The following is a 22,700-nucleotide window of genomic DNA, read 5'->3' as shown; positions in this document are numbered from 1 at the left end:
TGAACTACGCTGTATAAAATGAATAGCATGAAAGTGCTAGATTGGCTATATTGTAAATATAGAAACTATAAAATTTTATAGAAAATATGCAAAAATCTAAAAAAACGGTGGTGATTGGTTTTGTCGGTTCAACGTTGGATCAAGGCAAAAAGGAAGAACGTTGGCAACGTTGGCGCCCAACCATGAGTTTATTGATGCATGAAGACTTGCTGATTGATGAATTGGTTTTATTGCATGACCGTCGTAGCCTAAGTTTGATTGAGCATTTACAACAAGACGCACAACAAATCTCCCCAAATACTCATATTTCAGGTCATCAAGTTAATATTCGAGATCCGTGGGATTTTTCGGATATGTATGGAGCACTCTATGATTTTGTAAAATCTTATCCTTTTGATACGGAAAATTACCAATATCTACTGCATATCACTACAGGAACGCACGTTGCACAAATCTGTTGGTATTTATTGGTCGATGCTCATTATTTACCAGCCAAATTGATTCAGAGTTCACCCACAGGCAAGCAACAACCTGAAGGTGAGTATCGCATTATAGATTTAGATTTGTCTCGTTATGCCGCTTTAAATCAACGTTTCGAGAATGAAAAAACGGCAAACTGGCAACAACTTAAAGCCAATATTGCTACCAAAAATAAAGATTTTAATCAATTGATTCAAGAGGTTGAGTTGGTTGCAACACGTTCCATTGCACCGATTTTAATTATGGGCGCAACAGGTGTTGGAAAGTCACATTTAGCGAAACAAATTTATCAGTTGAAGAAAGAAAAATTCCATTTAGAAGGGCGTTTGGTTGATGTGAACTGTGCAACTTTATGCGGTGATGGTGCTATGTCGGCACTATTTGGGCATATCAAAGGTGCATTTACAGGGGCTGCTAATGCCCGTACAGGCTATTTAAAAAGTGCTGATGGTGGGATTTTATTTTTAGATGAAATTGGTGAATTAGGCTTAGATGAACAAGCCATGTTACTAAAAGCATTGGAAGATAAATCATTTTTTCCGGTCGGTTCAGACAAAGAGGTGCAGGCAGATTTTCAACTGATTGCGGGGACGAATAAAGATTTGCGTGAAGAAGTACAAGCAGGACGCTTTCGGGAAGATTTGTGGGCACGCTTAAATACATGGACTTTTTTCTTACCTGATTTAAAGCATCGCCGTGAAGATATAGCACCCAATATTGAGTTTGAATTACAGCGTTTTGCTATGCAACAACAGCGTCAATTGCGTTTTCATAGTGATGCTTTAGAAAAATATTTAAAATTTGCACAATCTTCTGAAGCCACTTGGCAGGGAAATTTCCGTGATTTAACCGCAAGCGTGACTCGCATGGCCACTTTGGCAAATGGTGAACGCATTGGTTTGTTTGAAGTTGAGGCAGAGATTCAACGTCTGCAACGTTTGTGGCACTTACAATCTGAACCTGCAAAAGTGTCTAATTTAATTGGATTGCTCAGTACACAACAATTGGCTGAAATAGATGAATTTGATCGAATCCAGCTTGAAGGGGTGATTGCGGTGTGTCAGCAGTCAAAGTCGATGGCAGATGCAGGCAGACGTTTATTTGCCATTTCCCGCGAACAACGCCAAAGCACGAACGATTCAGATCGAGTGAAAAAGTATTTGGCGAAGTTTGGTTTAACATGGGCGGATATAGGTTGAACTTATTGCTGTAAATTTGATTTTAAATAGAACATCGATTGTACGCAATTCAGTATGATCTGACTTTTAAGATGATCATTTTAATCAGTCATTTGAATATTTCCCTCAATACAAGATTTGTATATTTAAGGAAATATTCTTTTAAAATCTTTATTTAAACATTGGTTTACCATCCACTTTAATGTCGACAGTTCCCTCTTTTTTCCAAATAATTCGAGGTGTGTCTTCACTAAAACGTCCACTGGTCATGCCTGAATGTTGTAAGGTAATACCTTGTTCATCAATGATGGCTACCCCAATGACATAGGTATAAACAAAACGACTTTTGGCTTTGGCGGAGACGTTAGCGTTAAAAACGCACTCCACCAATTGATCACCATATTGCATGCGCATTTTAGGTTGTAATGAAGCAATCGAAACAACACCATTACTGACTGCTGAATACACAGAAAAGACTAAGGCAACCTTGCCACCTAGCTTTTTGGCGATATCAGGATGAACCAAAACCGTTTCTTTACCCGGTTGAGCAATAGATGCACCTGTAATATCACCTTGATGTTGAATATAAGGATAACTTTCTAAAGCCCCTTGCTGAGATGGACACCATACATAACCCATTGTATTTTGGTGTTGCAGCATAAAACCGACACGCAAATCTAGGTCATCATTGTCACTACGACCATCACCATTGTCGACCCAAATCGCTTCAATTTTGAGATATTCATGATTGTTTTTATTGAGATTAATGCGGTGAGATTGTCCTGTTTTTTCCAATTGAATTTTATTTAAATTTAACCCGCTTGGGTTCGTTGTTGTTGGCTGTGAAATTGGTGGGGTTGGGGTTGAAACAGGTTGTGTTATCGTTGATGGCGTTGCTTCATCTTGTGCAACTTCACCCCCAAAATGCTCAACTAGGGCAGCCAAACCACCATTAAACCCTTGTGCGATAATGCCTAAACGCCAAACGTCTTTAAAATAAACATCGGCAAGCATGATGGCTTTTTCTTGGTGAAAGAGTTGAGGTTGAATCGTAAAGCTTGCCAAAATTTGACCTGACGGATTTTTAATATTGATTGTTCCACCTTGAATTTGCTTCATAGTGGCATGTGGGTCATCGATTGCAGCACAAATGCTAAAACGTTGTATTTGATTTAAATTGACTAAATTAAGTTGAAAATGGAAGGTTTGTTTGGGTTGTGCTTGCCAACGTACAGCACCGTCAGGGGTTACGGGTTGATTATAAAACACCATGAATGCTTCATCGCTGAGTTTTTGATTTGCATCTAAACCAAAACATGAAAGATCAATATTAAAAGATGCTTGAATATCGACTTCGATACTTAATTCTTGTTGAAGACTAAGTTGTTGTAATTGTAATTTTTGACCTTGTTGTAGTTGCATTGTGAAATATTCCCTATATTTATCAAAGTATAATTCAAAAATGAGAGAAGAAATGATAGGGCTTAACGGATCAAACCCATCATTTCAAAGTTCTTTAACAATATGATATTGATCATGATTGGAGAAGTACATTTATGCAATAAATTGTTTTGAGGGAGAAGTGTTGTTCAATGAATTTTTATAAAAACGATAAAATTGCAAGTGTATAAGATGCTATTCAACATTTAAAAAACGTGCAATTGCGATATTTAATTGCTTTAAATATCCCGTAAAAAAGTGATTTGCACCAGGAAGTACCGTGATTAAATGCTTTTGCGGCGTTGCCCAAATCAATAAATCTGCAAGCAGTGTAATCTCATCTTTTTCACCATGAATCAATAAAATGTCGCCATTTAAGTTGGGTGTTTTGTACTCTCGAATCCCACGTACACGTGCTGTTGGTAAGCCACATAAAATCATTTGTTTAGGTTGTTGAACATTTGTGAGTTGTACATAACATTTTGCTAAAACATGGGCGCCAAAACTAAAACCACCGGCATAAAAATTTAATCTAGGGTGCAAGCTTTGAATATGTTGAATCACCGCTAAAATATCATCACTTTCACCAAAACCATCATCATGTATGCCTTCAGTTTGTCCCAAACCACGAAAATAAGGACGATAAACAATACAGCCATGTTGGTTGAAAATTTGTGTTAATAAGGTAGGAACTTTATGTTGTGGTGTCCCTCCTTGCAAAGGATGTGGATGGCACACAATGGCATAGGCTTTGACTTCACCCTGTGGAATATCCACTAAAACGTCGATATTTCCTACTTGACCTTGAATGAGGAGATGTTCAGACATGTCACTTCAATATTTACAAAAGTGATTTATTTTAACGATAATTTATTACGAAAAACACAATTCGCATAAATACAGTGCAACTGTTATATTATTTAAGTTAATTTTTGAAGTGAAATCTTTATGCTTGTTCTTATTTCTCCTGCAAAAACATTGGATTATGAGTCAGCCTTGCCTACAGATCAGTATACTTTACCAAGGTTATTAGAACAGTCTGAACAACTGATCGCGGTTTGCCGTGCTTTATCTGCATCTGAAGTTGCAAGTTTAATGAGTGTGAGTGAAAAAATTGCCAATTTGAATGTTGAACGCTTTCGCGATTGGACACCTGATTTTAATTTTTCTAATGCGCGGCAAGCGATTTTTGCCTTTAAAGGTGACGTCTATACGGGCTTAGATGCCTATCAGTTATCTGCAAAAAGTATTGAATATTCACAACAACATTTACGCATGTTGTCGGGTTTATATGGGGTGTTGCGTCCTTTAGATTTGATGATGCCCTATCGTTTAGAAATGGGTACAAAGCTTAAAAACACGGTGGGGAATAACTTATATGAGTTTTGGGGCAACCACATTACCGATTTGATTAATCAAGATTTACAGCAAGCAGGCAGTAAAATTTTACTGAACTTGGCTTCTGATGAATATTATAAGTCAGTCAAAGAAAGCAAAATTGATGCTGAAATCGTTAAACCTGTGTTTTTAGATCAGAAAAATGGCAAATATAAAGTTATTAGTTTTTATGCGAAAAAAGCCCGCGGTTTAATGGCACGCTTTATTATGGAAAATCAAATTGAAAACATTGAAGATTTAAAAGCATTCAATGTAGATGGTTATTATTTTGATGCAGACAGTTCACTCAAAGGTGAGTTGGTCTTTAAGCGAGATGAGCAAGCTGCTGAATAATCTTTATTGAGTAGGAGTATGCCCAATGCAAAATTATCATGATAAATTTCAACAGTATTGGGCACAGTTTTCTGATTCTATGCATTTAAAATCTGTGCAATCAGAATCATTATCTTCAATTCTTTTTCACTGCTATGTTGGTAATTATTATCATAACCATCAACATATTGTGGAATGTTTAGAGTTATTCTATGAAATCAAGCACCAACTTGAAGATCCTATCGCAGTCGAGTTAGCTATTTGGTTTCATGATATTATTTATGATCCACAAGCATCAGATAATGAAGAACAAAGTGCAAAATTTATGCAAAAACACTGTGTTGGCATTTTAAAACGAGCCGAACTTGAAAAAGTTGCAAGATGGATTATTGCCACCAAGAAGCATCTACCGACAAAAGAGCATGATTTAAAATATTTATTGGATATTGATTTGGCGATTTTGGCAAGTTCAACCCAACGTTTTGCTGAATATGAACAACAAATCCAACAGGAATATGCATGGGTGCCTCCTGAGACTTATCAAGTGAAAAGGGCAGAAGTTTTGACAAAATTTTATCAAAAACAGCCCTTATTTCAGACTCAATATTTTCAACAAAGATTTGAAGAAGCTGCAAAAAAGAATTTAGCTACAACTTAATTTTGATTTATATATAATTTTATTTTTACTTAAACTTTAGGATTCATTTAAGTCATATAGTTTTTCTAAGTGGTCAAATTTATGCAAAATATTTAACGCAATTTTTTCTCCTGTTGCCCAAGTCGCTTGATTCATTGTGAGGTCAACATCAATAATATCAAGCTCTTTACATAGTGTACGTTCGCTTTCCAAAGTAATAAATTGTGGTGAATTTTGTTTTAAGCATTTTGCGATGTAATGTTGGGTATTGTTATGATGATAAATATCAATAATTTTATAACGCATGATTTCTCTGATATTGATTTAAAAATCAAAGATTACTTTAGAATCAAAATAAAATTTTATCAATTGTTAAATATATCAAAATATGAAATAAGAATGATAAATATCTCACTAAAATGATAATTTATGCAAATTTAATTTGTACTATTCTATGCTTAGACCAGTTCGATTTATATAAATACAACAATTTGTTCAGTATTTAAAAGAATAAGTTATGGTTCTTTATTGAGAAATATGGTCTATATTTGAACGTTTTTTAAAATTAAATGGGTTGAATTTTATATAATTTATTGAAAATAAATACTAAATATCACATTGATGCAGAATATCGGGAACTCATAATTTTAGCTTGTTACAATCAGTAAAACTTGTTAATTTGAATTAGAAAATAAAAAATAGATAGAAAGGAACTTAAAGATGGATCGTCATGTGGATTGTTTAGATCAAACGAAATTACAATGGATTATGGCTATTTTTCTTGCTTCAGCGTGTACTCTATCCTTTGCAATTTCACCTTTGAAAGATGATGCACTTGCAAAAGATGCAAACGGAGGAGGCACGATTACCCCCGTGGTTATTACGGCAGTCAAACGTGATGTACAAGCACCTGTTGAACAGCAAAATCAGATTAATAGTCAGCTTGCAGCGAAACATGCCAATGAAAATAAAAAAGAGCATTTAGCATATACGGTGCTCAATAACCATGAACAACAACGCCAAGAAGATGCTTACCAGAGTCAAAATCAAGAAAAACGCCCCTTGTTACCCCATAAAGCCATCATGACAGAACATGGTACAAGTGCGCATAGCAACAAAGTCACAGTGACGACCGCAGATAAAGTCACCATTTATGTGAGTCGTGATGCGCACTAAAACATGCAAAATGACTAGTTTTGAATGTGGGTGATTTTCCAAGCGCGATGGATTTTTTGATTGCGTTTAAAATCTAAGCCAATGGTTTCATTGCTGATTTCTTGTACATCATACATCGCTTCAATTTCCTCATCCATTTCAAAACCGCGATAGTTGTTTGAGAAATATAATGTACCTTGTGTGCTTAAACGATTCATTGCACGTTTAATCAATGAAATATGATCACGTTGTACATCAAAAGTACCATAGAACTTTTTCGAGTTTGAGAATGTTGGGGGATCGATAAAAATTAAGTCATATTGCTCATGACCTTCTTTTAACCATTCAAAACAGTCACTTGCAAAGAATTGATGTTGTTCATCTGCATGATCAACAGTTAACCCATTCAAAACAAAGTTTTCTTTTGACCAATTTAAGTAAGTATTCGATAAATCGACACTGGTTGTGCTCGCTGCACCACCTAAAGCTGCATGCAAGCTTGCTGTAGAAGTATAACTATACAAGTTGAGGAAATGTTTGCCTTTGGCTTCTGCGGCAATACGTAAACGCATTTGACGATGATCTAAGAATAAACCTGTGTCTAAATAATCAGTTAAATTGACTAAAATTTTCGCTTTACCTTCTTGTACGATAAAGCGCTTTGATGCGGTACTTTGTTTTAAATATTGAGTTTTACCTTCTTGGCGGGCACGTGTTTTGATGAAGATTGCATCACGACCTAGACCTGTAACTGCACGAATTGCAGCCAATGCGAGATTAAAACGTTTTTTAGCTTTTTCAGGATCAATGGTTTTTGGGGGAGCATATTCTTGTACATGTAGACGCTCACCATACAAATCTACTGCGACATTAAAGTCTGGTAAATCAGCATCATATAGACGTAGACAATAGATATTTTCTTTCACTGCCCACTTTTTCAAAGTTTGCATATTTTTTTGCAAACGATTGGTAAAGTCTTCTGCTCCTTCAATTTTTTCAAATTGTTGTGGCTGCCAGTCAGCAAGGAAAGGTTGAACCACAGTTGCAGGTTTAATATCGCCAAAACGGATATAAATTGGCAATTTACCATTCATTAAACGTAAAATTTGTGGATGATTAAATGCAAGCACGTCTGCTTGTTCAACGGCAGCAGCAATCACAGCAGCATATTGATTTGGGAAATTCTTTTGTAAAAGTGCTGAAAGACCTAAATATAATGCACGGTTTGATGCTTTGTCACCCAAACGTTCACCATAGGGTGGGTTAGTGACCACAAACGCTGATTTACCTTCAGCTTTAAAATCAGGCCAATCTGCTAAGGTACGTTCTTCAATTTTGATTTGATCTAAAACGGATTCAAACCCTGCGGCAATGATATTTTGTTTGGTAGCCTTCACTGCTTCCCAGTCGGCATCGTAGGCATACAACTGAGGTAAGGGTTGTGCCATGGCATTTTTATGACGTTCAGCAGCTTCAGCTTTGATGCTCATCCATAAATCATGATCGTGACCATTCCAACCTAAGAAACCAAAACGGCGTACCAAACCCGGCGCACGATCAGTCAAAATCATTAAAGATTCAATGATAAAGGTACCAGAACCACACATTGGATCGAGAATAATATCAGGATGGCGCTGTTTTAATTTGGCTTTTTGTAAAATTGCTGCAGCAAGGTTTTCTTTAATCGGAGCATCTGTCATATAACGACGATAACCGCGTTTATGCAAAGAATCACCTGATAAATCCAAACAATAAGTATGTTCGGTTTTACCTGCTAAAACGTATAGTGTAATTTCAGGTTGTTTAATATCAATACTTGGGCGTTTACCCACGGCTTCCATAAAGGAGTCAACTACACCATCTTTCACACGTAAAGTAGCGAATTGGGTATTCACTTTAATATCACGTTCAACATGCAAACGAATAGCGAATGTACTTTGTGGTGCAAAAATTAGTGACCAGTCAAAATTGATTGCACCTTCATATAACTCTTCAGCAACATCACGTGCATCATGTGTGAACTCTAGCTCATGCACATGGATTGGGGTTAATACCCGTGAAGCCAAACGTGACCACATACAAACACGATAGGCTTGCTCAAGTGTTCCTTTAAAGATCAGGCGACCAGGAAAACGTTCAACATTTTCAACGCCTAAACCTTCTATTTCTTCTTGTAGTAAGGTTTCTAGTCCATCCGCACAGGTAACCCAATATGTAGAAAGACGTGGTTTCGAATTCATGAACATTTCCAAAGACAACAAAGCAATCGCATATTTTAACGTATTTTTATGACGAAAACTTAGCGTTTACGTTCCGTATGAGGATTTATTTAAAAAAATCAGCAGACCACACTTAATTTAATGCTTTATTTTATATTTTTGCTTGAAAAATAGACGCTGCATCCATATTTAAAAATCTATTCCAAAAATGAAAACCATAAATATGTTGAGTCTTTTGTTTGCAATGACAACATTTTCTTTGTCAATGTCGATATCGCCCGGACCTGTAAATTTGACGATTCTCAGTAGCAGTATAAATTACGGGGTGAAAAAAACATTTGCATTTATTTCAGGTGCAACGCTTGGTTTTACCTTATTACTCGCTGCCGTTTGTTTTGGTTTATATCAAATTATTGTGAACTATCCTATTTTATTGGATGCCATGACCATTTTGGGCACAGCATTATTGGTTTGGATTGGGTGGAATATTTTTAAAGCCGAAGGTGAAACAATCCAAACGTCCGAACAGGATCACGCTCAAATTCCAAATTTTATGCAAGGTATTTTGATGCAATGGCTGAATCCGAAAGCGTGGATTGCGGCCGTTTCAGGCACCGCTTTATTTTCTGCCTCGCATAATCAATTTTATTTAGCATTGTTTGTGTTGATCTATTTTGTGGTCTGTTATCTATCTTTGTTTATTTGGGGTGTTGCAGGGCAGAAATTAGCAGGATTTTTAAATATCGGACAACGTGCTAAAGTTTTTAATATGATTATGGGCGCTGTCTTGATCGGAATTTCGTTGCAGATGTGCTGGCAGCATTTTTATTCATGATCTAACTTAATTTATCTGAGTAAATATATCAGAGTCAAATGCTGTTTAAAGGATTTATTTTTGAATATCTGTTTAATTTTTATATAGATTTAGGCATCATCTATTATGGGAAATGATAAACAAACTCAGTTAAGTGAATATGTTTACAGAGTGTATCTAGATTGGTTCTCTGTGGCAAAGGGTGGGCGAAAACAAATACCACTAGAAGGTCTTTATTATTGTACAACTGAATTGAAACAAGAACAGAGAGTTTCTAGTTGGAGTATTGTGCTTAAATTAGGTGAATATTCACAGGAAGCATTATTATGGTTTTTAGTAGATGCACAGCAAAGAGTGGCTATTGGTGATGTTATTGATTTAATGGAAGGTTCACGCTGTGTTGGGCAAGCAATCGTTTATTTGGTTGAGCTACAAAACATGTTGAATTTTTGGTTTGAAACATGTCAGATATGTGATGGTCAAGGGCGTTTAGTTTTATATATGGATGAAAAATATCATCGTCCGATTTTATGCTGTGATGAGTGTGATTTGGTGGTGAATTTACACAATCAAGAAAAATTGCATATAAGACAAGTGAAATTAGGGCATATAACTTTGGCGGATATTGGAAAATACAAGTTGGAACAATACGCACGTCACATATATAAAAAATAATAAAATATTTAGAAATATTTGGTATATTTTTACTCATAAACCTCGCTATTTGATGCCAAAATCATCATTTTGATCTAAAAATTAAGATTTCTGGAAATAAAATACAAAATCACCTTGTAGATGAATATCGTGCAAATAATTTAACATTTACTGTGGCAACACGTTTATATAATCGTTTTAGACGTGTATCAGGGCGAGTGATTGATGTTAGATATCTAATTGAAAATAAAGAATATGCAGAATATGCAGAATATGTTGTACAACAAGCACTTGTAACTAATGACTTAGAATTAAAAGAAATATCAGAACAATTGTCCAAGCTTATTTATCTTGAAATTACACCTGTAAAAAACTCAGAAGATGAACTTTATGATCGATATGCCGCAGAAGTCACCGAGGAAGAAATTTATAAAGCACAAGTTCCTCATCACTATATTGGTGCACTCAGATAGTTTTTTTTGCATAATTTTAATTCTAAATTTCAAATTTAGCGTTAAAATTATGCTAAATGCAGGCAGCTATATATTGATTAAAACAAGTTAGATTGAGTGGCTTAAAAAGTTAACCTCAATATTGAACTCAGGAATTCGTATGAATAATATCTATAAAATCAGTTGTATTTTTCTATTTTCAATCAGTTGCATGTCGGCTTTTGCAACTGAGGAAAATATTTATCGTGGTTTAGGGAAGGGAGCTGCTCAATTTCCTGATTTTAAAACTTTACAGCAAAAAGGTTTAATTCCAAATAAACCGACTGTTTCACGAGCGGATTATAATGATGTGTATCAGTTTAAAAAACCGTATCAATTTTTAGGTCAGAATTTTGTTTTATTGTTTGATGAATATATGTCTGAATATGCGGGTTGTTGTGTGAATGAAGGTTGGGGCGCTATTTTTGCCAAAGCTTCTGATTTAAAGCAGATTCAACAGTTTGCTCAAAGAAATCAATGTAAAATTGAAAAAATGGATTTGGACAGCAAATATTATTATGGTTATGAAGTTAAAAAATTAGCTAAAAACAAGGAATATTATGAGCTATCTTGTCGAGAAAATGATGTTGAATAGAAAATCATATCAATGCTATGGCGATGATTGAACCGTCTTATATTGATATTGCAACACTCAATAGTTTTGGTTCTAAATACGAAGTGAGCAGAGGTTGCTTGTGTACAAGATTGACTGTTTTTAAGAAATATAATTAATTGAAAGTAAAAGATAAATATTAAAAAATTAAATATACTGTTATTTGCCCAAAACTTCATCTGCCAAAGCCGGGACATTTCTGTATAATACGTTGACTTAACGTATAAGGAATCTCTCATGCACTTGGCGGCATTGCATACACCGAGCCAGATTCAACTCAATAAAGATGGAAATTTAAAACATTTCATCACCATCGAAGGTCTTTCCAAAGACACTCTCACCAAAATATTGGACACCGCGGCGTCCTTTTTTAATGATCAAAATCAGCTGATTACCAATAATTTATTGGAAGGTCGTACAGTGATGAATTTGTTCTTTGAAAATTCAACACGAACTCGTACTACATTTGAAGCTGCTGCAAAACGCTTGTCAGCAAACGTTTTAAATATTGATATTGCACGTTCAAGTACCTCAAAAGGTGAAACATTACGGGATACTTTGTGGAATCTTGAAGCGATGGCTGCGGATATTTTTGTGGTACGCCATTCTTCTTCAGGTGCAGCACATTTTATTGCTAAAGATGTTTGCCCACATGTTGCAATCATTAATGCAGGTGATGGTCGTCATGCACATCCAACCCAAGCAATGTTGGATATGTTGACCATTCGCCGTGAAACAAAGAAAAAATTTGAAGACATTTCTATTGCGATTATTGGTGACATTAAACATTCACGTGTTGCACGTTCTGATATTGCCGCATTGCAAACTTTAGGGTGTAAAGATATTCGTGTGGTTGCGCCGAATACGTTGTTGCCACATGGCTTCAATCATTATGGTGAAGGCGTTCGTCTATTTAACAAAATGGATGAAGGCATCAAAGATTGTGATGTGATCATTACTTTGCGTATTCAAAACGAACGGATTGATTCACCTGCGTTATCGTCACAAGCTGAATTTTATAAAATGTACGGTTTGAACAAAGAGCGCTTGGCTTTGGCAAAACCCGATTGCATCGTGATGCATCCTGGTCCAATGAATCGTGGTGTTGAAATTGATTCAAGTATTGCAGATGGTGCACAGTCGGTGATTTTACATCAGGTCACCAATGGTATTGCAGTGCGAATGGCAGTGTTGGCATTGTCGATGCAAGGTCAGTTGCAAGAGCAAGGTTTGTTAGATGTGATCGCGGGTTAAGGTGAAAGTCATGTGTATTGTAAAAATTGAAAATGTCCGCGTCTTAGATCCCATCAAAAAAACAGACAGCGTAGACACTGTATTTATTGAAAATGGTCAATTATTAACGACACGTCCTGACCAAAGTCAAATTACGGAAGTCATTGATGGGCAAGGGAAATGGCTGATGCCAACCATGGTTGATTTGTGTGCACGTTTGCGTGAACCAGGTCAACAGCAACATGGTACATTAAAGTCAGAAGGTAAAGCCGCACGTGAAAACGGTATTCTTCATGTGTTTACCCCACCTGATTCAAAGCCGATTGTACAAGACAATGGGGCTTTGATTCATGGCTTAGTAGAAAAAGCCATGTTGGATGGCGGGATCTATTTACAAGTCATAGGTGCGCAAACGCAAGGTTTACTCGGCAAACAACCTGCAAATATGGCAGGATTGAAAAAAGGTGGATGTACAGCAGTTTCAAATGCTTATGCAACATTTGAAGACGATGATGTGGTGATTCGTACTTTAGAATATGCCGCAGGTTTGGACATGACCGTGGTGTTTTATGCAGAAGAGCATGAAATTGCCAAAGATGGTTGTGTGCATGAGGGTTTTATTGCATCTCGTCAAGGCTTGCCGATGATTCCTGCTTTGGCTGAAACGGTTGCGATTGCAAAATATCTGTTGATGATTGAAGCAACAGGCGTAAAAGCCCATTTTGGTCTACTTTCAAGTGGTGCATCTGTTGAATTAATTAAAAATGCCAAAGCCAAAGGTTTACCTGTCACTGCCGATGTTGCGATGCATCAATTGCATTTAACCGATGAGCTTATTGATGGTTTTAATTCTTTGGCACATGTACGCCCACCATTACGTTCAGAACAAGACAAACAATTGTTACGTCAAGCTGTAAAAGATGGCGTAATTGATGCGATTTGTACGCATCATGAACCTTTAAGTGGTTCGGCAAAACTTGCCCCTTTTGCTGAAACGCAACCAGGAATGACAGCCTTTGATAGTTATGTTTCTTTCGGTGTGCAATTGGTGGAAGAAGGCTTATTTACCCCACTAGAATGGGTTGAAAAAGTGACCATTGCACCTGCACGAGTGGCAAATATGACTGAAACTTGGCAGCAACAAGCAGGTTTGGTTTTAGTTGATCCTGAACTTAAATGGTCAATCAATAAAGACAGCATTTTGTCGCATGGTAAAAATACCCCTTTAATTGATCAAACCATTAAAGGTAAAGTGGTTAAAACTTTTATTGCTTAATGCCATTCGATGTATTTCACAAGAGTTTTAAATAAGCTCTTGTGAAAAAGCACAATTTTTTAAATGTTTTGTTTTTATTTTTCCGCTTGTCTTACTGCCACAATTAAATCAAGAATTAAATCGGCATAATTTTTCAAACCCATTTTATCCTCAGGTTGGATTAGGAATCTTAATGCACCTTGTGTAATCTGGCCTACCAAGTTGTCACTTGTATTTTCATCGTCTAAATTTGCTCGAAAAATACCTAATTTTAAGCCATGTTTTAAATAATTGAAGCTAAACGTTTCACAATATCTGTGAAAGCCTTTTGAGGATAACCATGTTCGGAAAACTCTAAAAAAGCAGCGTTGAGACTATAGGCTTGCAATTATAAGCGTTGCCCTTCGGCAAGACTTAAATGTATCGTTTCAGACATAGGCGAAAAGTACCAAAAAATAATTCAAACTGTCCAACAATGGAAATTGACAAGCTATTCTGTTTTTGACATGGTACTCCTATTGTTTGTATTTTAAGCGTTTTATGATGGATCAACACAAAAATAACAGTAATGGGCAAAATTTTTATAAAATCATTATTGTTGGGGGCGGCTTTGCGGGTTTAGGTGCGGCAATTAAGCTCAAAGAAGCAGGGATTAAAGATTTTATTCTGCTAGAAAAAGCCTCAGAAATGGGTGGGGTATGGCGTGAAAATACCTATCCAGGTTGTGCCTGTGATGTACCATCTGCATTGTATTCTTATTCTTTTGAACAAAATCCATCGTGGTCACGCGTATTTGCACCTCAAGCTGAGATTAAACAGTACTTATTAGATGTGGTTGATAAATATCAAGTCATGCCACATGTCAAATTAAACCATGAAGCCTTAGAAGCAAAATGGTCAGACCAACAACAGTGTTGGATTATTCAGACCAATCATGGTGAATTGCGATCACAGTTTACCATTTTGGCATGTGGCCCAATGCATGAACCTGTATTGCCTAATGTCAACGGTATTCAAGACTTTAAAGGCGAGATTTTTCATTCATCTCAATGGAGACATGATCTTGATTTAACAGGAAAACGTGTTGCAGTAATTGGAACGGGTGCTTCAGCATTGCAATTTGTGCCACAGATTCAGCCTAAAGTACAACAATTAACCGTATTTCAGCGCACTGCACAGTGGGTTTTGCCAAAATCGGACATGCCACTGCTTGCTCCTGTACGTGCGATGTTTAAATTATTACCTTTGACGCAACAACTGATGCGTGGTTCGGTCTATGGAATTTTTGAAACCATAAATGGTGGTATTCAAAGTCCTGCTGCAATGAAACAATTCCAAAAGCTTGCCAAATGGCATTTAAATTTTCAAATTAAAGATCCTGTGCTACGTGAAAAATTAACGCCGAATTTTATTATTGGTTGTAAGCGTATTTTACAATCAAATCATTGGTATCCTGCACTTGCTCAAAAAAATGTGGATGTGATCGCAAGTGGATTAACTGAAGTTAAAGGGAATCGCTTAATTGCAAAAAATGGTGAAAGCTGTGAAGCTGATGTGATCATTTTAGGAACAGGGTTTGAAATTGCAGAACCACCGATTGCCAACCGTGTTTATAATCGTTTTGGGCAAAAAATGTCAGATGTCTGGCAAGGTAGCCCAGAAGGTTATATGGGGACAATGGTTGAAAATTGCCCGAATGGTTTCTTAATGTTTGGTCCTAATGTTGCTGTGAGTTCATCGGCATTTATTATTATTGAAGCACAACTGAATTACATTATGGATGCTTTGAAACAAGCGATTCGGTTAAATATTCAAACCATTGAACCAAACCCAGTAATTAGCCGGCAATTTAATGAGAAAGTACAGGCAGCATTACAGTCAACTGTGTGGAATAAAGGGGGGTGTCAAAGTTACTTTATTGACCGTAATGGGCGTAATAGTACGGTGTGGCCGTGGACAACCTTTAAGCTGCGTGAAAAAATGAAACAATTTAATTTATCGGAGTATTTGATTGATTACACGCCTGACACAAAAAATTCACACCTATAGAAACAATATAAATAGAACGATATAAGCAAAGTGCAGATTTAATCAATAAGGGTTGCATTTTTCGTGCAAAGCTATGTTCAATTCGTTCGCAGCTCATAATGCTGAGGACATATTTTTTGTACTTTTACAATCTTTTTTAGATGACTTACTGGTTGATGGAAAATGGACATTTTCACTAGTTTATCGGGAATTTTGGCATATTTTGTCCTGTGGTGATGAAAACTTATACCGTACATTCAAGAGGTAAAATAAAAAGTCAATTGAGGAATGTATGTCATTAAAAGGAAAAACTGTATTTATTACAGGTGCGAGTCGTGGTATAGGGCGTGAAATAGCATTACGTGTCGCAAAAGATGGTGCCTATGTGGTCATTGCTGCTAAATCTACAGAAGAGCATCCAAAATTGGGTGGTTCAATTTATACCGTTGCCAAAGAGGTCGAAGAAGCAGGTGGTCGAGCACTTGCAATTGCGTTAGATGTGCGTGACCAAGCGCAAGTTGTGCAAGCGATGCAGCAGGCAGCGGAACATTTTGGTGGTATTGATGTGGTGATTAATAATGCAGGTGCAATTAAACTTTCCGGAGTCGAGTCACTAGATCCAAATCGCTTTGACTTGATGTATCAAATTAATACTCGTGCGGTTATGGTGTGTAGCCAAGCGGCATTGCCTTATTTGAAAAAAAGTGAAAACCCACATATTTTAAATCTTTCTCCGCCGTTAAATTTGGATGAACAGTGGTTTGCAAGCTATGCACCGTATACCATTACCAAATATGGCATGAGTATGTTGACCATTGGCATGAGTCAGGAATTTGCCCATTATGGTATCAGTGTCAATTCATTATGGCCAAGAACGATTATTGCGACCGCTGCTGTTGAATTTACCGTTGGGGGCAAACAACTTTTTAATCAAGCACGCTTACCAACGATTATGGCAGATGCAGCATATGCCATTTTAACGAGCGAAAAACGTGCGATCAGTGGGCGTTTAATGATTGATGAAGATATATTACGCGAAAAAGGAGTGGCAGATTTTGCTCAATATCGCTATGCAGATACTGATGACGAATTAATGGTCGATTTATTTGTAGAAAAATAGCCTAAGAACGCATAGAAATATCGACTCTTATTGCGTAGAGAGCAAGCGCGTAGAGAGGCGCTTTGCTTTTTAAAATCTGGATGTTGAAATAAAAATGTACAAATACATTGAAAAGCTATTTTTATGCTACATAAGGATAAATTTTAACATTGGAAAATAGTCGAAAAAGGTAGATGATATATGAAGGTTTATTGACAATTGTTCTATACTGACGATGACGCAAGCCATATCAGTGATGTCAATAAATCCGAATATGTTGATGACAACATTGTTCTTAAAGTCAAAATAACAGGTGAGATTTAACTTCGTGTTTGAACTGGATTGCAAACTACTCAGCATTTTTTATTATATTTATAAATTTAAAAGTGTTTCTTTGGCAGCAGACCATTTAGAAATGAGTCAGCCCACGGTGAGTAATATCCTCAATAAAATACGTGCACATTATAATGATCCATTGTTTTTGCGTATTGGCAATGAAATGGTGCCCACTGAGTTGTCAAAGCAATTATTCCCATTGGTCAGTGAAGCATTGAGTAAAGTTGAAATTATTAATAATTTTACAGTGGATTTTGATCAAGAAGCGTCGCATCAACAATTTACGATTGCGATGACTGATGTCTCGCATTTGGTCTTATTGCCGAAAATATCGCAATATCTCAAAGCACATGCGCCGCATGTTAAACTCAATGTGCGTGCAATCACCACTGAAACCAGTTATCAAATGGCAAATGGTGAGATTGATCTCGCGATTGGTTTTTTACCACATTTGGAAAATGGTTTTTATCAGCAAAAATTATTTGAGCAGTTTTATGTTGTGATTGCTTCGAAGGATCATCAACGTTTGAATAATCAAAATATTTCTGTTGAACAATATTTGAATGAATCACACATTGATATTGATGCGGGCATTGGACATTATCATATTGAAAATGAGCTACATAATTTAGGCTTAAAACGTAATATTTTGATGCGTATTCCGAGTTATTTGGGTGTGGGTTTGGTGGTGCAAGATACAGATTCAATCGCCACTGTGCCGTATTATTTAAGTCAGGTCTTATTATCGCGTGGTAATCTGCAAATTTTACCTGCACCGATTGCTTTTCCAACCTATTCGATTAAACAGTATTGGCATATGTCTTGCCATCATAAAACCAGTCATCAGTGGTTGCGACACATGTGTTATGAAATTTTTAGTCAAGTTAATTCGATGCCTTTGCCGAGTCAATTACTGAATGTTGCGCGAGACTAAGGCTGAAAAAACCTCATCATTTTGCATGATTCAGTGATGATGTCTAACTCGAAGTTAATTCGCTTGGAGCTCAGATTCAGTTAATTTGTCGGGTGTCATGAGTGCTTGATTTACATAGAGTTTGATCAGGCGTTCACGAGAACCAATTGACTTTTGGTAATGTGTTGAATTTAAAAGTAAGGATGCACCATACGTCACTGTCCAAATATATGAAAGATAATCTCGGATGGACATGATGCTATTTAATGATTTTAAATGATCTGCAAATAAATCACGAATTTCTAAAATTCGCGCTTCACGAACTTGATATAATTCTTCAAATAAGTCTTTGAGTTTACGCTCATTATTGGTTAGGCGTTCTTCGATGACATGCAATAAGATTGTACGATTTGAATTCAGCATGTTGTAAAGCATATATTGCGATACATAGGTTTTAATATCATGATTGTAGTTTTTAGAAATTTCTAATAAGCGTTTTTCGTTAAGAATAATTAGCTCTAAATACAACTGGTTTTTGCTTTTAAAATGTTTATAGATGGTGCCTTTGGCAATATCTAACTCTGCCGCCAATTCAGCAAGGGTAATATCTTGGTTATTATCGAGTAAAAGGGTTTCTGCCATGGCTAAAATTTTCTCTTTTCTGAGTAGAAAATTTTGTTGGCGAACTGTACTCATTTAAATAGTTCCAAATTATGGATAAAGAACGAAAATGAATTATAACAGGTATTCATTGTCTTGAATAAAACTATAGTCTAGTTTTATTCAATAATTTTCAGTTTTAGAAGTAAAAATCACGTAAATATTCAATATCCTACTTTCTCGAATTATTTGTCAATAAAACTGAACCTATGAGGTCAATATCTTGGAATAAAATTCCATTTTTAATCGATTTCATTTATTGTTTTTGACAATCTAAAACTTGCAAAAGTTTTGAAGACACAAGATGTGTTATGCAATTTAGGATTATCATCACTTCTTGGCTATGATCTTGGTTCAGGCATTTGTAACTGCAAAGCTGTTGATATGATGATTTAAAAGTTGATATTTCAAGTAATTTGAAATATCCCCAGTGATGATTTTCACCGATTTTTATTATGTAAAAAGGCTTCTAATCATAAGGAAGTCTGCAAAAAGGAATGCGACATGCCTATCTATAATGCACCGCTTAAAGACATGGATTTTATTTTAAATGATGTGTTTAAAGCGGAACAATTTTGGCAAAACAATGAAAATTTAGCGCATTTGGACATGGCAACAGCCAATGCGATTTTGGAAGAAATGGCTAAATTTTCGAAGAATGTCATTCTTGATTTAAACCGTTCAGCAGATGAAGACGGCGGTGCACAGTTCAATCAAGGTGTGGTTACAACACCAAAAGGTTTTAAAGAAGCATTTCAACAATTTGCAGATGGTGGTTGGGTTGGCTTAGGTGCAAATGAAGAATGGGGCGGTCAGGGCATGCCTAAAATGCTGACTGTACTTGCCGATGAAATGATTTGGAGTACTAATCCATCATTTATGTTGTATCCACTGTTGACTGTGGGTGCAGGCATGGCAATTGATCAAGCAGCATCTGAAGAACAAAAAGCGACGTATTTACCGAAGTTTTATACAGGTGAATGGTCAGGTACCATGTGTCTGACTGAGCCGCATTCAGGCACAGACCTCGGGATTATCAAAACCAAAGCTGAACCGAATGAAGATGGTTCTTATAACATCACGGGCACTAAAATCTTTATTACCAGTGGTGAACATGACTTGTGTGAAAACATTATTCACCTTGTTTTAGCAAAAACACCAAATGCGCCTGCGGGTTCTCGCGGTATTTCGCTCTTTATTGTGCCGAAATTTTTAGTGAACCAAGATGGTTCCTTGGGTGAGCGTAATACTTTAGGTGCAGGTTCGATTGAACATAAAATGGGCATCAAAGGCTCAGCAACCTGTGTGATGAATTTTGATGCTGCTAAAGGCTTTATGGTGGGTAAAGAAAATCAAGGCTTGGCAGCCATGTTTATCATGATGAACTATGAGCGTTTGTCGATGGGGATTCAGGGCATTGGTGCATCTGAATATGCCTATCAAAATGCAGCACAATATGCGACGGATCGTTTACAAGGTCGTGCCGCTACAGGTGCGAAATCTCCTGAAAAACCTGCTGACTCTATTTTAGTACACGGGGATGTACGCCGTATGTTATTGAATGTACGTGCTAATAATGAAGCTTCTCGTGCATTTGCAGTCTATGTAGGGCAGCAATTGGATATTACCAAGTTTTCAACCGATGCCGAAGCTGTGCGTAAAGCCAATGACCGTGTGGCATTGTTAACGCCGATTGCTAAAGCTTATTTAACTGATAAGGCACTCGATTCTGCATTAGAAGCACAAATGTGTTTCGGTGGTCATGGTTATATCCGTGAATGGGGGATGGAACAGTGTATTCGTGACTTACGTATTTCACAGATTTACGAAGGAACGAATGGCGTTCAAGCCATTGATTTGATTGGTCGTAAAACCATTAAGTCAAATGGTGCTTTTATTGCGGAATATATTGCGGAAATTCGTGAGTTTGCAGCTGTAATGGATGATGCTTTAAGCATTAAAGCTGCCACTTTAGATGTGTGTAATCAAGTTGAATCATTGACGCAGTTTATTCTTGGGCAAGCGAAGGCGAATCCTGATTTTTCAAATGCAGTTGCTGTCGATTATTTACATGCTGTTGGCTTGTTGAGCTTCACTTATATGTTTGCTCGTATTGCTCAGGCAGCACAGGCGAAGTCGGAAAGCTTCTATCAGAATAAACTCGTGTTAGCGCAGTATTATGTCGCGAAAGTATTGCCTGATTTGGCTGCGCGTATTCAGCGTGTCCAAGCAGGTGCAGAGTTAGTTATGCAGTTACCTGAAGACTATTTTACAGCGCAGGCGTGATAAGTTTTTAGCTGAGGCATAAGTTTGTAATGAGAGTTCCTTCTCTCGCGCTGTATAAGGCTTAGGGAAAAGGTTAGGATGAGGAGAATTGTACATAAATAAAATTCTCCCTCCTGAGAAACGACGTTTTTCATCCTGAAAGGAGAGGGAACGATTATTACCTGTGTAATACTCTTATCAGTACTTACAATAATTTATTTGAAACATGATTCAAGATTAATCATGGACAGTTTTGAGTGAGTACGCTTGCTCAAAATGCATAACAAAATTGAAAATAGATGGAATAGGTAGATAACAATGATCGTAATTGTAGACGCAGTACGTACCGCAATGGGCGGTTTTCAAGGTGCATTATCGGCATGTAGCGCACCTGATTTAGGTGCAGTAGCCATTAAAGAAGCGGTTGCACGAGCAGGTTTACAACCGACAGATATTGATGAAGTGATTTTTGGTTGTGTGCTTCCTGCAGGTTTAAAACAAGGTCCTGCACGCCAAGCCATGCGTCAGGCAGGTTTACCTGATACAACAGGTGCAACCACTATTAATAAAATCTGTGGTTCAGGCATGAAAGCGGTCATGCAGGCAGCAGATGCAATTAAAGCGGGTTCGGCAAATATCGTGGTTGCAGGAGGCATGGAGTCGATGTCTAATGCCCCTTATTTGTTGGACAAAGCCCGTGCAGGCTATCGTATGGGGCATGGTAAAGTCACAGATCATATGTTCCAAGAAGGTTTGGAAGATGCGGAAACGGGTCTTTCTATGGGTATTCTTGCACAAGAAATGGCAGATAAAAAAGGCTATACGCGTGAACAACAAGATGCTTATGCCATTAGTTCTTTGAATAAAGCTGTTGAAGCAGTTCAGAATGGTTATTTCAAGGCTGAAATCGTGCCTGTTACTGTGTCTTCACGTAAAGGGGATGTGGTTATTGAGCAAGATGAACAGCCTTTAAATGCCAAAGTTGATAAAATCCCAACCTTACGTCCTGCATTTAAAAAAGATGGAACAATTACCGCAGCGAATGCCAGTTCAATTTCAGATGGTGCATCGGCTTTGGTGGTTACCTCTGAAGAGCTTGCTGCTGAACGTGGTTTAAAACCATTGGCAAAAGTTGTGGCATATGCAACCAACTCGCAGCATCCATCTGAGTTTACTATTGCACCTGTAGGCGCAATTGAAAAAGTGTTGAAGCAAACAGGTTGGACTGCTGAAGAGGTTGATCTTTGGGAAGTGAATGAAGCGTTTGCGATGGTGGCAATGCTTGCAATTGATGGTTTTAATTTAGACCGTGAAAAAGTCAATATCAATGGTGGTGCATGTGCACTTGGTCATCCATTAGGTTCTTCGGGTTCTCGTATTATTGTCACTTTGATTCATGCTTTAAAACGTACAGGTGGCAAAAAAGGGATTGCATCCTTATGTATTGGTGGCGGTGAAGCAACTGCGATTGCGATTGAGCTTATTTAATCGTTTTTCTATATAGATTTAAAACTCAAGAT

Annotated in this window: 20 protein-coding genes; 15 read left to right on the top strand and 5 right to left on the bottom strand. The window is 37.0% G+C overall.

All coding sequences use genetic code 11. The features are described from left to right. Nucleotides 1-86 precede the first annotated feature (86 nt). Nucleotides 87-1,679, top strand: a complete 1,593-nt coding sequence (rtcR, locus tag HUV91_RS06030; RefSeq protein ID WP_174492855.1) for an RNA repair transcriptional activator RtcR — start codon at nt 87-89, stop codon at nt 1,677-1,679. Nucleotides 1,680-1,829: 150 nt separating this feature from the next. Here the strand turns inward: rtcR and HUV91_RS06025 are convergent, their stop codons facing one another. Both HUV91_RS06025 and HUV91_RS06020 read right to left on the bottom strand, forming a co-directional pair. After that, a complete protein-coding gene (locus tag HUV91_RS06025; protein WP_174492854.1) occupies nt 1,830-3,080 on the bottom strand; it encodes a TerD family protein in 1,251 nt (416 codons plus the stop codon). Nucleotides 3,081-3,293: 213 nt separating this feature from the next. Then, on the bottom strand, nt 3,294-3,926 hold the full coding sequence (locus tag HUV91_RS06020) for an alpha/beta hydrolase (RefSeq protein ID WP_174492853.1): 633 nt from the start codon (nt 3,924-3,926) through the stop codon (nt 3,294-3,296). A gap of 120 nt (nt 3,927-4,046) precedes the next feature. Here HUV91_RS06020 and yaaA point away from each other — a divergent pair, with 120 nt between their 5' ends. Both yaaA and HUV91_RS06010 read left to right on the top strand, forming a co-directional pair. Then, nucleotides 4,047-4,829, top strand: coding sequence for a peroxide stress protein YaaA (gene yaaA / locus HUV91_RS06015; protein WP_130073808.1), 783 nt, complete (start codon nt 4,047-4,049; stop codon nt 4,827-4,829). Nucleotides 4,830-4,854: 25 nt separating this feature from the next. Beyond that, nucleotides 4,855-5,466: a metal-dependent hydrolase gene (locus HUV91_RS06010; protein WP_174492852.1), complete on the top strand. Its 612-nt coding sequence runs from the start codon at nt 4,855-4,857 to the stop codon at nt 5,464-5,466. A gap of 36 nt (nt 5,467-5,502) precedes the next feature. Here HUV91_RS06010 and HUV91_RS06005 read toward each other — a convergent pair whose 3' ends face one another. Next, on the bottom strand, nt 5,503-5,751 hold the full coding sequence (locus tag HUV91_RS06005) for a hypothetical protein (protein WP_174492851.1): 249 nt from the start codon (nt 5,749-5,751) through the stop codon (nt 5,503-5,505). Nucleotides 5,752-6,165: 414 nt separating this feature from the next. Between HUV91_RS06005 and HUV91_RS06000 the strand changes: the two genes are divergently transcribed. Next, nucleotides 6,166-6,621, top strand: coding sequence for a hypothetical protein (locus HUV91_RS06000; RefSeq protein WP_174492850.1), 456 nt, complete (start codon nt 6,166-6,168; stop codon nt 6,619-6,621). Between the two features lie 14 nt (nt 6,622-6,635). Here HUV91_RS06000 and rlmKL read toward each other — a convergent pair whose 3' ends face one another. After that, nucleotides 6,636-8,840, bottom strand: coding sequence for a bifunctional 23S rRNA (guanine(2069)-N(7))-methyltransferase RlmK/23S rRNA (guanine(2445)-N(2))-methyltransferase RlmL (gene rlmKL / locus HUV91_RS05995; RefSeq protein ID WP_174492849.1), 2,205 nt, complete (start codon nt 8,838-8,840; stop codon nt 6,636-6,638). A gap of 187 nt (nt 8,841-9,027) precedes the next feature. Here rlmKL and HUV91_RS05990 point away from each other — a divergent pair, with 187 nt between their 5' ends. From HUV91_RS05990 to HUV91_RS05950, 9 genes are all read left to right on the top strand, one after another. Then, nucleotides 9,028-9,654: a LysE family translocator gene (locus HUV91_RS05990; RefSeq protein ID WP_323847975.1), complete on the top strand. Its 627-nt coding sequence runs from the start codon at nt 9,028-9,030 to the stop codon at nt 9,652-9,654. A gap of 105 nt (nt 9,655-9,759) precedes the next feature. Next, nucleotides 9,760-10,308 carry a hypothetical protein gene (locus HUV91_RS05985; protein ID WP_174492847.1) on the top strand — a complete coding sequence of 183 codons (549 nt, stop codon included), beginning with the start codon at nt 9,760-9,762 and terminating at the stop codon, nt 10,306-10,308. A gap of 152 nt (nt 10,309-10,460) precedes the next feature. After that, nucleotides 10,461-10,760: a hypothetical protein gene (locus tag HUV91_RS05980; RefSeq protein ID WP_228721846.1), complete on the top strand. Its 300-nt coding sequence runs from the start codon at nt 10,461-10,463 to the stop codon at nt 10,758-10,760. A 139-nt stretch (nt 10,761-10,899) separates the two neighbouring features. Beyond that, nucleotides 10,900-11,373 carry a hypothetical protein gene (locus HUV91_RS05975; RefSeq protein WP_130073801.1) on the top strand — a complete coding sequence of 158 codons (474 nt, stop codon included), beginning with the start codon at nt 10,900-10,902 and terminating at the stop codon, nt 11,371-11,373. Between the two features lie 255 nt (nt 11,374-11,628). Further along, nucleotides 11,629-12,645, top strand: coding sequence for an aspartate carbamoyltransferase catalytic subunit (locus HUV91_RS05970; RefSeq protein WP_174492846.1), 1,017 nt, complete (start codon nt 11,629-11,631; stop codon nt 12,643-12,645). Nucleotides 12,646-12,655: 10 nt separating this feature from the next. Then, nucleotides 12,656-13,900: a dihydroorotase gene (locus HUV91_RS05965; RefSeq protein WP_130073799.1), complete on the top strand. Its 1,245-nt coding sequence runs from the start codon at nt 12,656-12,658 to the stop codon at nt 13,898-13,900. A gap of 522 nt (nt 13,901-14,422) precedes the next feature. Then, nucleotides 14,423-15,928: a flavin-containing monooxygenase gene (locus HUV91_RS05960; RefSeq protein ID WP_174492845.1), complete on the top strand. Its 1,506-nt coding sequence runs from the start codon at nt 14,423-14,425 to the stop codon at nt 15,926-15,928. A gap of 271 nt (nt 15,929-16,199) precedes the next feature. Further along, nucleotides 16,200-17,027, top strand: a complete 828-nt coding sequence (locus HUV91_RS05955; protein WP_174492844.1) for an SDR family oxidoreductase — start codon at nt 16,200-16,202, stop codon at nt 17,025-17,027. A 307-nt stretch (nt 17,028-17,334) separates the two neighbouring features. Next, on the top strand, nt 17,335-18,276 hold the full coding sequence (locus HUV91_RS05950) for a LysR substrate-binding domain-containing protein (RefSeq protein ID WP_130073796.1): 942 nt from the start codon (nt 17,335-17,337) through the stop codon (nt 18,274-18,276). Nucleotides 18,277-18,330: 54 nt separating this feature from the next. On the opposite strand, the gene HUV91_RS05945 is transcribed toward HUV91_RS05950, so the two are convergent. Then, nucleotides 18,331-18,951 carry a TetR/AcrR family transcriptional regulator gene (locus HUV91_RS05945; RefSeq protein ID WP_174492843.1) on the bottom strand — a complete coding sequence of 207 codons (621 nt, stop codon included), beginning with the start codon at nt 18,949-18,951 and terminating at the stop codon, nt 18,331-18,333. Between the two features lie 468 nt (nt 18,952-19,419). Here HUV91_RS05945 and HUV91_RS05940 point away from each other — a divergent pair, with 468 nt between their 5' ends. Continuing rightward, a complete protein-coding gene (locus HUV91_RS05940; protein ID WP_174492842.1) occupies nt 19,420-21,201 on the top strand; it encodes an acyl-CoA dehydrogenase C-terminal domain-containing protein in 1,782 nt (593 codons plus the stop codon). A 291-nt stretch (nt 21,202-21,492) separates the two neighbouring features. Then, nucleotides 21,493-22,668, top strand: coding sequence for a thiolase family protein (locus tag HUV91_RS05935; RefSeq protein WP_165353061.1), 1,176 nt, complete (start codon nt 21,493-21,495; stop codon nt 22,666-22,668). Nucleotides 22,669-22,700 lie beyond the last annotated feature (32 nt).

Origin of the sequence: Acinetobacter sp. Marseille-Q1623 (assembly GCF_902809895.1) — a bacterium.
GTDB classification, from domain to species: Bacteria; Pseudomonadota; Gammaproteobacteria; order Pseudomonadales; family Moraxellaceae; genus Acinetobacter; species Acinetobacter piscicola_A.
Note: the sequence above shows the minus strand (reverse complement) of the source record. Positions and strands in the feature narration are given on the sequence as shown.

Excerpts from the sequence above, each read along its gene's own strand:
- rtcR (WP_174492855.1), top strand. The coding sequence starts at position 87 with ATGCAAAAATCTAAAAAAACGGTGGTGATTGGTTTTGTCGGTTCAACG.
- HUV91_RS06025 (WP_174492854.1), bottom strand. The coding sequence starts at position 3,080 with ATGCAACTACAACAAGGTCAAAAATTACAATTACAACAACTTAGTCTT.
- HUV91_RS06020 (WP_174492853.1), bottom strand. The coding sequence starts at position 3,926 with ATGTCTGAACATCTCCTCATTCAAGGTCAAGTAGGAAATATCGACGTT.
- yaaA (WP_130073808.1), top strand. The coding sequence starts at position 4,047 with ATGCTTGTTCTTATTTCTCCTGCAAAAACATTGGATTATGAGTCAGCC.
- HUV91_RS06010 (WP_174492852.1), top strand. The coding sequence starts at position 4,855 with ATGCAAAATTATCATGATAAATTTCAACAGTATTGGGCACAGTTTTCT.
- HUV91_RS06005 (WP_174492851.1), bottom strand. The coding sequence starts at position 5,751 with ATGCGTTATAAAATTATTGATATTTATCATCATAACAATACCCAACAT.
- HUV91_RS06000 (WP_174492850.1), top strand. The coding sequence starts at position 6,166 with ATGGATCGTCATGTGGATTGTTTAGATCAAACGAAATTACAATGGATT.
- rlmKL (WP_174492849.1), bottom strand. The coding sequence starts at position 8,840 with ATGAATTCGAAACCACGTCTTTCTACATATTGGGTTACCTGTGCGGAT.
- HUV91_RS05990 (WP_323847975.1), top strand. The coding sequence starts at position 9,028 with ATGAAAACCATAAATATGTTGAGTCTTTTGTTTGCAATGACAACATTT.
- HUV91_RS05985 (WP_174492847.1), top strand. The coding sequence starts at position 9,760 with ATGGGAAATGATAAACAAACTCAGTTAAGTGAATATGTTTACAGAGTG.
- HUV91_RS05975 (WP_130073801.1), top strand. The coding sequence starts at position 10,900 with ATGAATAATATCTATAAAATCAGTTGTATTTTTCTATTTTCAATCAGT.
- HUV91_RS05970 (WP_174492846.1), top strand. The coding sequence starts at position 11,629 with ATGCACTTGGCGGCATTGCATACACCGAGCCAGATTCAACTCAATAAA.
- HUV91_RS05965 (WP_130073799.1), top strand. The coding sequence starts at position 12,656 with ATGTGTATTGTAAAAATTGAAAATGTCCGCGTCTTAGATCCCATCAAA.
- HUV91_RS05960 (WP_174492845.1), top strand. The coding sequence starts at position 14,423 with ATGGATCAACACAAAAATAACAGTAATGGGCAAAATTTTTATAAAATC.
- HUV91_RS05955 (WP_174492844.1), top strand. The coding sequence starts at position 16,200 with ATGTCATTAAAAGGAAAAACTGTATTTATTACAGGTGCGAGTCGTGGT.
- HUV91_RS05945 (WP_174492843.1), bottom strand. The coding sequence starts at position 18,951 with ATGAGTACAGTTCGCCAACAAAATTTTCTACTCAGAAAAGAGAAAATT.
- HUV91_RS05940 (WP_174492842.1), top strand. The coding sequence starts at position 19,420 with ATGCCTATCTATAATGCACCGCTTAAAGACATGGATTTTATTTTAAAT.